General features: G+C 41.6%; 14 protein-coding genes and 1 tRNA gene. 1 reads left to right on the top strand and 14 read right to left on the bottom strand.

Features of this window, described 5'->3' with window-relative positions:
• Positions 1-63 precede the first annotated feature (63 nt).
• From QZT26_RS02755 to QZT26_RS02715, 9 genes are all read right to left on the bottom strand, one after another.
• Positions 64-1,248, bottom strand: a complete 1,185-nt coding sequence (locus QZT26_RS02755; protein ID WP_295100431.1) for a site-specific integrase — start codon at positions 1,246-1,248, stop codon at positions 64-66.
• Between the two features lie 569 nt (positions 1,249-1,817).
• Positions 1,818-2,645: a DNA adenine methylase gene (locus QZT26_RS02750; RefSeq protein ID WP_295100429.1), complete on the bottom strand. Its 828-nt coding sequence runs from the start codon at positions 2,643-2,645 to the stop codon at positions 1,818-1,820.
• The gene (locus tag QZT26_RS02745; RefSeq protein WP_295100428.1) at positions 2,642-3,088 is read right to left on the bottom strand and encodes a helix-turn-helix domain-containing protein; all 447 of its coding nucleotides are present in this window, start codon (positions 3,086-3,088) and stop codon (positions 2,642-2,644) included. The genes QZT26_RS02750 and QZT26_RS02745 overlap by 4 nt, the downstream gene beginning before the upstream one ends.
• Positions 3,081-3,266: a helix-turn-helix domain-containing protein gene (locus QZT26_RS02740; RefSeq protein WP_295100425.1), complete on the bottom strand. Its 186-nt coding sequence runs from the start codon at positions 3,264-3,266 to the stop codon at positions 3,081-3,083. The genes QZT26_RS02745 and QZT26_RS02740 overlap by 8 nt, the downstream gene beginning before the upstream one ends.
• A 37-nt stretch (positions 3,267-3,303) precedes the next feature.
• Positions 3,304-3,648: a hypothetical protein gene (locus QZT26_RS02735; RefSeq protein ID WP_295100423.1), complete on the bottom strand. Its 345-nt coding sequence runs from the start codon at positions 3,646-3,648 to the stop codon at positions 3,304-3,306.
• Entirely contained in the window at positions 3,648-5,708 is a 2,061-nt protein-coding gene (locus QZT26_RS02730) for an AAA family ATPase (protein ID WP_295100420.1), read from the bottom strand. Before QZT26_RS02730 ends, QZT26_RS02735 begins: the two co-directional genes overlap by 1 nt.
• Complete coding sequence (locus tag QZT26_RS02725) at positions 5,698-6,096, bottom strand: hypothetical protein (protein ID WP_295100417.1); 399 nt, start codon at positions 6,094-6,096, stop codon at positions 5,698-5,700. The genes QZT26_RS02730 and QZT26_RS02725 overlap by 11 nt, the downstream gene beginning before the upstream one ends.
• 92 nt (positions 6,097-6,188) lie before the next feature.
• Positions 6,189-6,452 carry a hypothetical protein gene (locus tag QZT26_RS02720; protein ID WP_295100416.1) on the bottom strand — a complete coding sequence of 88 codons (264 nt, stop codon included), beginning with the start codon at positions 6,450-6,452 and terminating at the stop codon, positions 6,189-6,191.
• Positions 6,453-6,847: 395 nt separating this feature from the next.
• Complete coding sequence (locus QZT26_RS02715) at positions 6,848-7,585, bottom strand: hypothetical protein (RefSeq protein WP_295100414.1); 738 nt, start codon at positions 7,583-7,585, stop codon at positions 6,848-6,850.
• Positions 7,586-7,966: 381 nt separating this feature from the next.
• On the opposite strand from QZT26_RS02715, the gene QZT26_RS02710 reads away from it, so the two are divergent.
• A tRNA-Leu gene (locus tag QZT26_RS02710) sits at positions 7,967-8,052 on the top strand.
• Between the two features lie 223 nt (positions 8,053-8,275).
• Here the strand turns inward: QZT26_RS02710 and QZT26_RS02705 are convergent.
• From QZT26_RS02705 to QZT26_RS02685, 5 genes are all read right to left on the bottom strand, one after another.
• On the bottom strand, positions 8,276-9,943 hold the full coding sequence (locus tag QZT26_RS02705; protein WP_169703562.1) for a TolC family protein: 1,668 nt from the start codon (positions 9,941-9,943) through the stop codon (positions 8,276-8,278).
• 261 nt (positions 9,944-10,204) lie between these two features.
• Positions 10,205-10,768 (bottom strand): GTP cyclohydrolase I FolE, encoded by a 564-nt coding sequence (gene folE, locus QZT26_RS02700; RefSeq protein ID WP_099324477.1) that lies wholly within the window; start codon positions 10,766-10,768, stop codon positions 10,205-10,207.
• An 11-nt stretch (positions 10,769-10,779) separates the two neighbouring features.
• Complete coding sequence (dapA, locus tag QZT26_RS02695) at positions 10,780-11,649, bottom strand: 4-hydroxy-tetrahydrodipicolinate synthase (protein ID WP_099324478.1); 870 nt, start codon at positions 11,647-11,649, stop codon at positions 10,780-10,782.
• Between the two features lie 130 nt (positions 11,650-11,779).
• Complete coding sequence (locus tag QZT26_RS02690) at positions 11,780-12,529, bottom strand: pyridoxine 5'-phosphate synthase (RefSeq protein WP_099324479.1); 750 nt, start codon at positions 12,527-12,529, stop codon at positions 11,780-11,782.
• Complete coding sequence (locus tag QZT26_RS02685) at positions 12,526-13,536, bottom strand: CdaR family protein (protein WP_099324480.1); 1,011 nt, start codon at positions 13,534-13,536, stop codon at positions 12,526-12,528. Before QZT26_RS02685 ends, QZT26_RS02690 begins: the two co-directional genes overlap by 4 nt.
• Positions 13,537-13,538: the final 2 nt, after the last annotated feature.

The following is a 13,538-nucleotide window of genomic DNA, read 5'->3' as shown; positions in this document are numbered from 1 at the left end:
TGTAGCCTTACAAGGTAATTCGTTGTTGGTGTCCTAAAGGCATGGTCGTACCTCAGTCGTACTTTATTGTGCTATAGCAAAAACGGTCTTTGGCGTTGATTTGTCCTTCTGATTCAACACATGTTCAGTCAGGGCATTGATAGCTATCTTCTTTGAGTCCATGCCGGTATGTGAATATTTCTGCAACATTCCTAAGCTTGAATGTCCGGTCATGCCTTGCACTACTATGGCGCCAATGCCTAATTCAGCCTGTAGAATGCTTGCAAATGTATGACGTAAATTGTGGAATGTAAAGTTTTGAATGCCTAAGCCATTGAATAGCTTACTGAAGTATTCACTATGCCGGATAATCGTATTTTGCGTTATCTTGCCATTGGTAAATGGCCGGTCGCCGGTGTTTGCTTCTTTCCACTTCAACAATTCACCTGCAAGGTAATCAGATATTGGAATTGATATTATCTTGCCGGTCTTATGATTAGAAGTGATTAAACCTTTATTGAGGTCTATATTAGCCCATGAAAGCCCTAAAACACCGCCTAAACGTAACCCGGTAAAGAGTCCTACCAATATCATTAGACGGTCTTTGCCTTGCAGTTTTTCGAGCAATAAAGCAATTTCAGGCTGAGACAATATCCGGTCTTTTGTTTGTGCTGTTTTGAGTCTCTTTACGTTCTGGCATGGAGTTTTATCAATTACCCCCTCTTTTATTGCCGTATTGTACAAATGGGTTAATATTGCAATATCCTGATTTATAACCGAATCCTTCACCTTGTCCTTTTCTCTGCGTTCAATTCTGAATTTCTCAATGATAAACGTAGTTATCTTGTCCAGCCTGTAATCCCCAAGATACTGCGCCAATACGTTAATAGCTCTTTTCTTTGCCAATAATGTATTCTCCTTATCGCCCTTAGAAAACTCTAAATACTTTTTGGTGTAGTCTTTCAGCGAAGGTGTCTTTCGTGTTTGTGGTAGCCCTATCATACCCCTTCTGATATTGCTCCGGATATCTTCCAGCCGCTCCCTTGCCTCCGTCCGTGATATGCCGGGAAAAACCTTTGAAACCCATCTGCCGTCCGTTTCCCTGTAATCAATTGCCCATGCTCCACAAGGCAAAGATACGCCTTCCGGACAATGCTTGCCACGCTTCCCCTCGCATTCAATACCTTTCTCAACAACCTTGCCGTATTTATCGCCAGCATTACGCTTGCCCTTGCATTGTGGGAAATACTTTCTAAACCTGACTCCCATACTCACCCCCTGAACAAAAAAAGGCAACAAACACCCTTGAATGACGGTTCAAGAATGTCGTTGCCTTCGCAGCCTGTTTTATCAGGCATATATCTTGTGGTGTCCGTCAACACCAGTATTTACGTACGTACTACCGTACTTTCAATTTATTGTCAATGTATTTCTATTGTGTTCTTATCTGTTTTATTTTGCATTGACGTAATTTGTTCTAATTGTTAGTATAAACCCATGAATGATAAGCAAAGAGAAGATGTTATTAAGTTTTTATATGACATAGCAAAGCTCACCTATACAGGACTTTTAATCGGTGGAATAATTTCACCAAAAGGAATAAAATGGACTCATTAACATTACTATTTTTGATTGTACTTGCTCTTGCTATTGCAGGCTTTGGAATTGTTTATTACCAAGAAAAGAAGCATACCCGCTAAAACACCCATACCGCTCAGAAAGGGAAATACAATGGATAGTCTCGTAATTCTTTTCATACTGCTTTCTGTAATTGGTTTAATCGGACAAGGGGGTCGTTTCAACCGACACCCCTTCCAGTGACATTACTTGAAGTGATGTCACCCAAACAAGCTCCGGCAAGGTTTAAAATTGGCGTAAAGGCATTCCACAGTAACAGGCTTTTCGGCTCCTGGATATGCTTTGTGGCTACCCTTAAAGCTTTCATACGTATAACGCTGCCAGCCTTTGTATAAACCATCGTAAAGGCTGTTCTGGTAATGCGATATCATGACCTTACCCTTAGCACCGTGAAGCAATTCAGACAGCTTAAAATGGTCGTTTTTGGAGTAATTCTGGCTATAGTACCCTTCTGCATTCAAATAAGGCGGGTCGCAATAGAACAGAGTAGTTTCTGAATCATAACGCCGGATAGCTTCATTATAAGGTAAGCATTCAATGGTGACACCTCTTAGCCTGCTAGCAACATGCTCAAGCCCCGATATTGCAGTTTGATAACTTTGTGCCGGGTTACGACCTGTTGTAGACGGCAAAGCAAAGCCGCCTGCCTGCATGTCACCGCCATAGGTTGAACGGTTAAGGTAAAACCATTCTGCCGCTCTCTCAATCTCATCTTGCGGTAAATTACCAGCTTTCCACCTGCACCGGATATCTTGCCACAAACGCCTTGAATACAACATAAATTCAAGTGTTTCTATAAGCTTTGACCTCTTTTCAGTATCTTTTACCACCTGAAAGAAGCCTATCAAATTGCCGTCAATATCGTTGATAACCTCAACCGGTGAAGGACGCTTGCTAAATAGCACATGCCCCGCACCGGCAAAAGGTTCAACGTAGCAAACATGCCCCGGCATGAATTGCGATAACCAGCCGGTTAACTGGTATTTGCCGCCAATACGATTGACAGGCGATTTCAACGCCGTTTTCATCGATTCTCCAGCAGTCCTTTCAATTCTTCGTACTCTGCGTCAAGCGCCTCAACCTCTTCCTGTGTATGGTGAATATCGATATTTGCGGTCGACTTGCCACGTTCTAACCTATTGGCGTTAAACAGGTTCTGGAAAGCGTATGCGGCATTATTTAGCGTTGCCCCTTTTATAGTTTCATCGTCCATGAGCTTTTCTAATATCTTAAGTTCCGCAGAGGAAAGGAGTTTCGTCTTGTACTTCTCGTAAAACTCCAATTCCTCTGGCTCCCTGATAAGGTTCGTGAATCTCTGTAAAATGCCGTGGACGTAAGACTTAGAAACTCCGAAATGCCTTGCAATTTCACCATATGACATTCCGTTTTTGAAACGCAACTCCAACGCTCGCCCAATGTCAATTTTAAAGTTTTTTTTCGGTAAAGGGTTCAGTGCGCTGTTTTTAGGCATTGACCATGTTCCTTTCGATGTACTTCCGTAAATCTTCCATGCGAAACCGGTTCAGCTTGCCGACCTTACACACAGGGATTTGTTTCCGCATTACCATTTGATATAACGTGCTTTTCTTTAACCCTAAAAGCTTGCTTGCTTCATCCATGCCTAACAAAAGTTTTACAGTTTCACTCATTTTTCTGTCTCCTCTACATTAAAATTGTTAAAAAGCCTTAATTACCCGAAACATGTCGGTATTTATCTAGTAGGTCGCACCTACCTAATTCTTTTAAGGTATCGCATGGTGATTGACCACCTTGCCAATAATGGTAACGTGCTGGTGAAGCAAACGGTATCACCAGACTGTTGAATCCTGTAACATAAGGTAACACTTCATCAGGATGTGTATTTTCACCCATGATTGCCATACGTTCGGCTAGGTTATCCACCGGCTCAATTTTGCCCTGTTCGAGAAACATCTTTGCGGCTTCATCTGGCAAATCAATTACACTGCCGACCACCATCACCATCACTTCGCCTTTCACTTTTACCTTAAATTCACGTTTCACTTTGTACATTATTTCACCTCTAAAAATTCAATTTCAGGGATTTCATCATCCGGATTTTCACCAGAATTTGGCGTTGGTTTTTCATCCAAAAATACTGGTACGTGATTGTTTTTTTCATGTTCCTCGTATGCGTGTACCAGAGTACCAGAATCTTCCTTACAACCATGCGGTTCACAGCCGGATTTATCATTTCTTTTTTCTGGTACTAATGTATACCTGCGTACCAGAGTACCAGAATCTTTTTTAGGGTCATTTTTTTGGTCAAAAAGCTGGTACGAAGTTTCTGTTTTTTCTGGCGTACCACTTTGTACCAGAGTACCAGAATACAGAAATGGATTGCCTCTTTTGCCCTCGCCTGTTCGTACTATTTTGCCGGATTCCAACAACTCTCGAAGTGCTTTTTGCTTTGGCAAACGTCCACCGGTCGTTTCAGCATGAATGGTTTTTTCGTCAACCGGTTCGGCCTGTTTCTCTAAAAATTCAAGAATGGTATTTTCCATTAGACGGATATCTTGTCCTTCTTTAGCTCCGCCGATACCAGTCGTCCCTGTCGCCTTGTCAAAAACCAATACGGTTTCTTCCATGTCATCGCCATAGCGTTGCCTGCTTTGAATTGTCCGGTAGCCTTCATAACGCTTCAGAAGAATGGTCGTGTCAACACTGCCGAGTATCGCGGTGCTGCCTAATAAACAATCGTCGATACCACTATCGCCCTTTCTTGAATGATGGACGGCAAGAATTGATACCCCTGAATCCCTGGCCAGCCGAATTAATGGGTCAAGTGCGTTAGTAACTTCGTTATAGGCGTTGCCGTCTTTCAGCCGGACAAGCCTAAACAGGGTGTCAATCACCAGCAAAACCGGTTTAATGGCTGCGATATCTGCCGTTATCCTTTTTATGGCATCCAATGGCGCTCCGCCTGCGTAAAGGTAGAATGGGTCATCGCCGGTCATTCCCATCGCTCTTAGGTGTTTGCGTATTTCCGCTCGCTTATCTTCCAATGCAAGATATATCACTGCGCCTTGTGTAACCGCCCTACTAAGAAAAGGCTCACCTCTGGCAATGTTTAGCGCCATTTGCTTCGTAAGGGTCGATTTCCCCACTTTCGGCTTTGCGGTTATCACTGAAAACCCCCCAGACGGCAATAATTCATCGACAAGCCAGTTTGTTTCATCTTCAACCTCATTCAGAAGGTCTTTGGCATGTGTTAAGCCCATTGTTAGTCCGTCCGCTTTGGTAGCTCCCGCCGGTGTCCATATCGCCGTATTTTCGATAATAGCGAACAGTTTGTTTTTGTCGTTCCCCGGCGTTGCAGTCCAATTAATAATGTCGCCTTTTTCTGAAAGCCCCGGCAGTTCAATGACTTTTAAGCTGTCAATTTTGCCGTATAAGGCATTGGCTATTCTCAAGGCATAGTCACGACCCGGTTTATCGTTATCCGGCAGGATAATCACCTTTTCTTTACCCTTAAAGGCTTCTGAATACTCAGCCCGCCACGGTGAATTACTGCCTGAATCAAGGCAGGTCGCAGTTAGTCCCCATTCGTGCAAGAGGTCTGCCTTCGCTTCGCCCTCTACGATATAAACTTCCTTTGCTGGTATGATTTCATGCAGGCGGTAAGGTACAGGGTCGCAACCCCTACCCTTCCCGTTTGAATGCTTGAAGAAAAACTCCTTAGACTTACCATTACGCCCCGGCTCTACCCGTTCCTTCGTATAGAGCAAATTTCCGCACAAATCTACGTACTTAAACGCCGCAACGACTTTTGGTATGCTGTCGCCTTTGACACCGGCAATAACTGCCAATTCTTTCAATGCTATGGGAAAGTCAACGCCCTTTGCCTTTTGGTATAGCGTAAGTATGTCCCCTTTGAATCCGCATGAAAAACAATTAAAAAGCCCGGTTTCGGTATTGATACTTAAGGACGGATTTGTGTCATTATGGTTTGGACAAAGCCCCAACACGTCAGGTTTGCCGTTGATTTTCGCCGAAGGTATTAAGCATTGAATGATTTTTGTCTTGTCTAGCCGTTTGAGTATTTCGGTTTTATTGATTGATTTATGTTCCATATTTTGCTAAGCTCCCTCTATCGGCTGATTCTATGCGTTTTTTGATTCTGGCTCCGGCATTTCTGTATTCTTTGCAACATTGGTATATACAGTCTACGTGGCTATCGATTCGTTGCCAGTTTGTTTTATGGTGTAGTCTCTGCGATATTCTTTCAAGCCTTTCCATAGGTGTCTCAGCCTGTATGGCTTTTGGCGTTTGAATGATTTCTAAGAGTTCCCGCAAACTCTTTTCGTCATTCGCAAGCTGCGGCGTAAGTCTCAGTGTCAATATTGCTTTTTGCGCCATGTCCAGCGCATCTTGCAGTTCTTTTTTTCGAGAGGCTCGTTGACGCCGTAAAACATACTGCTTTTTTTCTTTATCTGTTCGTGCATCCGGTTCAATATACATTTCTGAAATCCTCTAACAGGTTATTGGTTTATTTGATTTACTAAAGCTCCTTTGCCTAAGATTTTGAAACCAGCTAACCCCCAATAGCCGTACTACCAATCGCTCATAATATCACCCCCTTCCTTGTCATAGCCTAAACATGCAATCGCATGTGAGACTTCTGCATCTGATGTGAAAGCATCGCCAGTTTTAACAATCCCGATTTTAATTATGGCTGTTTGGAGTACCGGTACTACATCTTGCAGAACACTCTCATCATCTTCGCTGAGTTCGACTGCAATGTACTTGCCTGCAATTCTGTTTACAATCAAACCCTCATCTTTAAGTGCTTCTAATATTTTTTGTTTGTTAAGCATGCTATATTCTCCATTCCGCAAAAAAAGTTTATCAGATTTACATACCCCATGCGTGCGAGTATAACGCTATACAAATGCTCAAACGCTCTCAAACGCCTGCGCTTTTTATCTTTTTTTGGCTTTCAATAAAAATATACAAAGACTCCCGAACGATTTGCGAATACGGCCTCTCCAACTTCTTGCACAAGTCCCTCAACTCTAAGTACAAGGACATGTCTAAAAGCACATTAATGTGTCGATAAGATGTCACGATTTTTCCTCCCTAAAAAACCCAAAAAAATAAGCCGTAGAAGGCGGTTTCCCGTCTCACTACGGCTTTTATTTTATTTCAATATTTAAACTTGTAAACGTTCCGAAAAGTGTTCCTAGTCAGAAATTCAGCAAAAACAAGGCTTTCAGGTCTGTTTTCGGAACATATTTCGGAACACTACATTTTTTGAAAGTTTTATATTTCGGTTTCCATTTGCTCGTATCAGCTTGTAATTTCTATCATTTGTTTTGAGTAATTTCCTGTATTTGTTGTTAATGGCGCTTGCCGCCGATCTATACTTGCCATACATTGGATTATTTATAATTTTATCCTTCGTAGAGAGCTTTCCGTGGAAAGCGTTCGAACAGACCTCTTCGATTCTACAGGCCGAACGATTGTTACTGGTGAAAATGTCTATTATAGCTTTAAGAATTTTTGCATCTTCAGGCTCAATCTTTTCTTTTTCATTACTATCAAGCCATAGATATCCGTTTTCTACGTCAAAGAATACCGTGTCATTCAGTGTTTTTTTCTCAAGTGTCTCTTTTGACGCTAACCTTTTTAAAATTAACCCATATTGAACATAAAAATATTCACACAGGTTTTCCTCTCTATCTACGGATAAATGAGGCGGATATTTCTTGTCGTTAAAAACTTCCCTCTCTAATGTTCTTACATCTTCGTAAGAAGTAATTAACTTACCACTTGGAGTAGCTAAGAGTAGACATTCCGGTGATAAAATCTCCGCAAATTCCTTAATCTTTTTGCGAGCCGTTTCATTAATAGAATCACCATTCCTATAACAATTATAATAAGTAATAAATTTATAGTAACTTTGAAATGTTTCCTTTAAAAAGGTGTCATATTCAGTTGTTTCAGCCATAGCGTTACCCTCCTGCAGATAACCCTGAAAGTAGAAAAAGGGCAACCGCTCAGGATTGCGGCTTTCGGGTGATCATCCCTAGCCCTTTATGCAAAAAAAGTTAGATAGTGGAATCAATTGTGTGATTGCAATGCCAAGTCCTTGGCATACCCCCCTACCCCGAAAAAGGAGTCTCTTGCCGGTCGTACCTCAGTCGTACCCCGAACAAAAAGAAACGAAAACAAAACAGACCACACAAATAACACACAGCGTTCTAACCGTTGATTTTGCTGGCTAAATAATAGCATATTAAAAGAAACAAGAACATATCAAAAAAGCTAAAAATATCTTTGAAATTACCATTGATAATTTACGGGAAAATATTATACTGGATAAAAATATGCCAGAGTGGTGGAATTGGCAGACACGCCAGACTCAAAATCTGGTCATCTTCACCGGTGGTGTGGGTTCGAGTCCCACCTCTGGCATTTATTTAAAATGCATATCCCTGCTCAAATGTCTTCCAAAACCTTAACCTTCCCGCGTTTTTTTAACGCAGCATTTAAAAAAGGTATTTTAGTAAACTACCCTGAGCCTTAGTTCCCGTTCCTTATTTTTGCCGGAGACTGAGCGAAGTGAGGAATCCTAGGTGTTCTCGCCTTGGCAGAAAGGACAATTACAGGCACATTAAATTTTTCTATGTGCCTTATATCATGTAATGTCCTCTTCTACCTGAATATTATAGGCATCGAGAATCGTTCCTTTTGCAGCTTCGAGACTACCACGAGATATTTCATAATCAGTGAGCGCCTTTGTTTCATTCCCTTCTGCGGTAGCTAAATCCTCCTGGGCGCGGAGAATTTCCAGACTGGTTGATCGTCCCACGCTGTATTTCTTTTCTTCGACTTCCAGTCTTTTTTGTGCTAATTCCCTCGCCTTTCTGGTGGCCATAACCCTTTCAATGTTCGTCATTACTTCACGAACCGACCCTCTCACCTCTACAACAATATCCAGTTCTTTCTTTTTCACATTCAGGGCAGACTGTTCTTTACCAAGCTTTGCTTTTTTGTAGTCATTTCTGGCTGCCCTGTTACCAATAGGAACTTCAAAGGTCAGGGTGATAAATTCTCCCTGAAAATCCCCTGAAAATGTAGAGTCATGGGCACCATCAATGGTACCCCCAAGCCCTGAATAACGAACTCCACCGGTAAGATCCAATTTAGGAAATAGTTCATTCTTTTTCCTTCGTACTTCCATGCCCGCATTTTCGACCTCTATTTGCAATTCCTTTAATTCAGGACGTTTCTCCATTGCAATTTTAATAGTCTCTTTCAGCGGAACTTCTTTTGGTTCGAATGTTGGTTTGTCAACGGGAACAATTTCCACATCAGAAATAATCTCACTGTCTGCGAGATTCAGTATTCTTTTCAATTCATCTTCTTTGTCCCTGATTGCATTTTCGGCAGAAATTATTGCTTCAACCCGTGACGCCACCCCCGACTCTGCTTCAATAATTTCGATGGGTGCAAGGGTTCCTGATTCTACCTCTATTTTATTCTTCCGCAGTAAATCTTCCGCTCGTTCCAGAGATTTTTTTGCCACTTTCAAGTCCTCAATTGCCTTTACGAAATTCCAATATGCCTCTTGAACAGCATTAGAAACTTCAATAGCAGTGCTTTTAAATTGTGCGAATGATATCTTTTTATTATTTCTGGCGATATAAATGGGGCTTCGGTTATAAAACCAGCCGGCGCCTTTTAACAAAGGCTGAGTAATCTTTGCTTCTATGTAATTTGCATACGTTGGAGTAAGCAACGTAAACGCCTGCGGATCTACAAATTCCCGAAATAAATTGTATTCTAAAGAAAGAGTCGCGCCTGTAGGTATCAGTGATCGCAAGACAGCATTACCCGTCTTTCCTTCAGAAACGAAAGGGGTTGTCTCGGTAGTGGTTGTTTCTCCACTTACCAGTGCGCTGTTGATGGGGGTTTTTTTGTTATTAATGCCTCCGGTTATCTCTAAGGTAGGATCAAATACCGACTTTTCTATTGCAATGTCGTGACCTCTTGCCTTCGTATCTAACCGTGATATCTCAATATCAAAATTATTTTTTAATGCATATACAATGCTGTCTTTCAGGCCGATATTCATAAACTTCAGATTTGAATGCATTTCAACTGATGAAGACGATGCCGCCTGGGGCAATTTTTCGTCCACGTTTTTTGCCTCTCCGAAGACCATCTTTCCGTTGCAAAAAAAAAGGGCTGACACGATGAGCAAACGATAAAGTGCCGTAAATATGTCCAGTTTTTTTGTAAATCTTTTCTCTGTTCCACGCACGACGGCCGCTATTTTGTCAAATATATTTCTTCTTCGCATAATATACCGATTAACTATTAAAATTTTTCCTTAACATTGTCATTTACATCAAATGAATTTTACGGGAAGCAATGCCCCGGAATTGATATTTGTATCTGTGAGGATTGAGCCATAGTACCTTTTTAAAAATTAATATTCAATGTAAAAGAATAGAGGCAAATGAGCAACAATTTGAGAATTGAATATTGAACATTTGACCCAGTTTGCGGAACTTGGGAAAGAGCATTCTGCTTTTTCAAAAAACTAAAATATTACGGATTTTTAATGTCCCTTGATTAATGCCATAACTTCTGCACGGGTGGCGGGGTTATCGCGAAATATGCCCCTTACCACGGAGGTCAGCACCTTTGTGCCGGGTTTTTTTATTCCTCGCATGGTCATGCAGAGATGCTCTGCTTCAATAATGACGAGAACACCCTTGGGTTTTAATGCCTTCATGATAGATTCGGCAATATCTGTCGTAAGCCTTTCCTGTACCTGTGGCCGCCTTGCTTCAATATTAACCACTCTGGCAAGCTTACTGATGCCTGTTACCCTGTTCCCCTGGGGGATATAGGCAACATGGGAAACTCCGCTGAAAGGAAGGAGGTGGTGTTCACACATGGAATAAAAAGGTATGTCTTTTAAAAGAACTATTTCGTCGTATTTTTCAGATTTTAATACCTTAATTACAGAGTGAGAATCCTGCCCGATACCTGCAAATATCTCTTCGCACATTTCGGCAACCCTTTCAGGTGTTTCCTGCAATCCTTCACGGTTGGGATCTTCTCCGATGCCTTCTATAAATAAACGTATAGCAGCCTGAATTTTTTCCTTATCTATCAAAAAAAGCTCCTTTATGACAATAATCCATAATCTTCTAATACAGTCTTTAGTCTTTCCTCATTTTCTTTCGTTATCTCGCACAGTGGCAAACGCATCTCACCGTTTAGCCTCCCTAATAATTTCATAGCCGTCTTGACAGGAATGGGATTTGTCTCGATAAACATCCCTTTGCATAACGGAAAGAGCTTGTAGTGGTATTCCAACGCCTTTCCGAAATTGCCTTCTAAGCAATGCCTGACGAGAGCGGCGGTATCGGACGGGGCTATATTGGCGGTTACCGATATTACCCCTTTCCCTCCCACGGACATAATAGGGAGGATAAGGGAATCTTCTCCGGAAAGAACTGTTATATTGCACAGTTGCGATATTTTAGTTGCCTGATCGATATTTCCGCTAGCATCTTTTATTGCAACAATGTTTTTCATTTCAGCAAGCCTTGCCACGGTTTCGGGCAAAATAGAAATACCCGTCCTGGAAGGTACATTATATATTACAATGGGAATATCAACCTCTTCTGCTATTGCTTTATAATGCCGGTAAAGCCCTTCAGGGGTTGGTTTATTATAATAAGGAGTAATGACCAAAGCACCGTCTGCCCCTGTTTTTCTGGCATGTTTTGTCAAATGGATGGCTTCTTTGGTATTGTTCGAACCCGCTCCCGCGATAACGGGTATCCTGCCGGATACATAATTTACCACCTCGCTTACCACCTGTTCATGTTCTTCAAAAGAAAGCGTTGCGGCCTCGCCGGTTGTGCCGCAGGGAACGATTCCATTTGTTCCGTTCTCAATATGAAATTCAACAAGCTCTTTTAATTTTTTATAATCAACTTGCCCATTATTAAAGGGGGTTACCAAGGCCACAAGGGAACCTTTAAACATAATCAAGCTCCTTTTTCAGAAATAACAAAAACACAATTATGGTACGCAAGAAATAACGCTTTCTACCTTTTGAAATGCAATCGTTTATTTAAGTCAGGCCTTCGGCGAAAATTCCTATATAAATTACAGGTTAGTCCAACGAAGTCCCCGGCTTTGCCATACTGTGCCTGAAAATCAAATCCTTCATTTCCTGCACGGCTTTTTTTATTCCGACAAAAACAGATCGGGAAACGATGCTATGCCCGATATGCAACTCTTCTACATCCAGTGATTCCACGATATGTCCAACATTTTGATAAGTTAACCCATGCCCTGCATTTACCCTTAAACCTAAACCATGCGCAATCTTAATGCCTTGTCTGAGTTTTTCCGTCCATTTCGCCCTTAAGTTCACATCCTTCGCATTTGCGTAATTACCCGTATGCAGTTCTATAAACTGTGACCCAACCTCTTTTGCAGCAATAATCTGTTCTTCTTCAGGATCTATAAAAAGACTTATCAATATGCCTGCATCGGCAAGTCGTTTTACCACCCTGCCAATAACACTTTTTTGTGACGCCACATCAAGTCCGCCCTCGGTGGTAACCTCTTGCCTTTTTTCAGGTACGAGGGCGACCTGTTCGGGTTTTGTTTTAATTGCTATGTCTACAATTTCATCCGCAATGGACATCTCAAGGTTTAGTTTGGTAAAAACCGTTTCCCTGAGTAATAGTATATCCCGGTCTTGTATGTGCCTTCTGTCTTCTCTCAAATGAACGGTAATAATATCGGCGCCGCCAAGAATTGCAAAAGAGGCGGCAGTCACAGGATCTGGTTCATACGTCTTTCTTGCCTGACGGAGGGTAGCAACGTGGTCGATGTTTACGCCTAACTTTATCATTGTTTTCCGCTTTCTGAAGGGTTCTCCCTTTCCCTGATATCAAGGTGGGCATCGGGCAATTTATCAACAATTTCAAGGTTTTTGCTTAAATGGCATTTAATCGGCTGTTTGTAGGGTCCCGGGGGTTTTAATGAAGTAACATCAACATAGGGCAAGATATCCTCCGGATTCAGCTTTTCCAGCAAAAGCTTTGAACCTTTTATTTTTATATTGACGTACTCATCTCTCAATTTAATAACATACGGATAATTATCCGGCATCAGTATTTTTATTTTTAACTTTTCTATAACCCTGGTTTCCTGTTTTTCCACCACTTGCAGCCACATGCGTATATCCTGATCGCAGACAACTGGTACCGTAATGCTTTTATCTCCATGTTTAACGGTTACTTTTTGATCAATCTCAATTCGCCAGGGAAAGGTGCGGTTTTGTTCAACGGTAATACCTCCAATATCGACTGGTATCGTGTTGATGGAGACAACCTCTTTTAAAGCATTCAAAGGGCCTTCAACTTCTACCTCGGCGGGAAAAACAAATTCATTCGCAATGGTATATCCGATAGCAGGCTCCCCCTTTTTTTGCAAATTAACCTTAAGCCTTTTTTTTTGCAATTTTCCCAGTAAGATGCTTACTTTTTCAGGGTAAACGGATATTAATTTGACGGAATTAGGCAGGCCGAGATGTTCTCTGCCAATAATTACCGTCTGTTTGATTTGATCCTCAATTCCCTCCGGAGATTCCTGGATAACGTATTTTGCATGAACTTTTTGGTCTTTGATCAGACCCTTCGTAGTTTCAATCACATTTTGAGGGCCTCTGAGATGCACCACAATATCTTCCGCACTTTGCTCAAGCACCGTAATTCCTGTTGGGACAGAAACTGATAGCCTCACAACTTCTGTCAAATCTTCCGTATGCCTGTTAATTGCATACAGCCAGAGGGCGATTGCCATCACTAATGCCATAAATTTTGTGAGAAGATTGCCGGTAATTATTTCTTTAATCACGA

The organism is uncultured Candidatus Kuenenia sp., from assembly GCF_900696675.1.
GTDB classification, from domain to species: domain Bacteria; phylum Planctomycetota; class Brocadiia; order Brocadiales; family Brocadiaceae; genus Kuenenia; species Kuenenia stuttgartiensis_A.
Note: the sequence above shows the minus strand (reverse complement) of the source record. Positions and strands in the feature narration are given on the sequence as shown.

Bases quoted from the DNA above. Each gene is read 5' to 3' on its own strand.
- QZT26_RS02725 (WP_295100417.1), bottom strand. From the start codon at position 6,096: ATGTATATTGAACCGGATGCACGAACAGATAAAGAAAAAAAGCAGTAT.
- QZT26_RS02755 (WP_295100431.1), bottom strand. From the start codon at position 1,248: ATGGGAGTCAGGTTTAGAAAGTATTTCCCACAATGCAAGGGCAAGCGT.
- dapA (WP_099324478.1), bottom strand. From the start codon at position 11,649: ATGTTTAAAGGTTCCCTTGTGGCCTTGGTAACCCCCTTTAATAATGGG.
- QZT26_RS02705 (WP_169703562.1), bottom strand. From the start codon at position 9,943: ATGCGAAGAAGAAATATATTTGACAAAATAGCGGCCGTCGTGCGTGGA.
- QZT26_RS02690 (WP_099324479.1), bottom strand. From the start codon at position 12,529: ATGATAAAGTTAGGCGTAAACATCGACCACGTTGCTACCCTCCGTCAG.
- QZT26_RS02720 (WP_295100416.1), bottom strand. From the start codon at position 6,452: ATGCTTAACAAACAAAAAATATTAGAAGCACTTAAAGATGAGGGTTTG.
- QZT26_RS02750 (WP_295100429.1), bottom strand. From the start codon at position 2,645: ATGAAAACGGCGTTGAAATCGCCTGTCAATCGTATTGGCGGCAAATAC.
- QZT26_RS02740 (WP_295100425.1), bottom strand. From the start codon at position 3,266: ATGAGTGAAACTGTAAAACTTTTGTTAGGCATGGATGAAGCAAGCAAG.
- QZT26_RS02735 (WP_295100423.1), bottom strand. From the start codon at position 3,648: ATGTACAAAGTGAAACGTGAATTTAAGGTAAAAGTGAAAGGCGAAGTG.
- QZT26_RS02730 (WP_295100420.1), bottom strand. From the start codon at position 5,708: ATGGAACATAAATCAATCAATAAAACCGAAATACTCAAACGGCTAGAC.
- QZT26_RS02745 (WP_295100428.1), bottom strand. From the start codon at position 3,088: ATGCCTAAAAACAGCGCACTGAACCCTTTACCGAAAAAAAACTTTAAA.
- QZT26_RS02715 (WP_295100414.1), bottom strand. From the start codon at position 7,585: ATGGCTGAAACAACTGAATATGACACCTTTTTAAAGGAAACATTTCAA.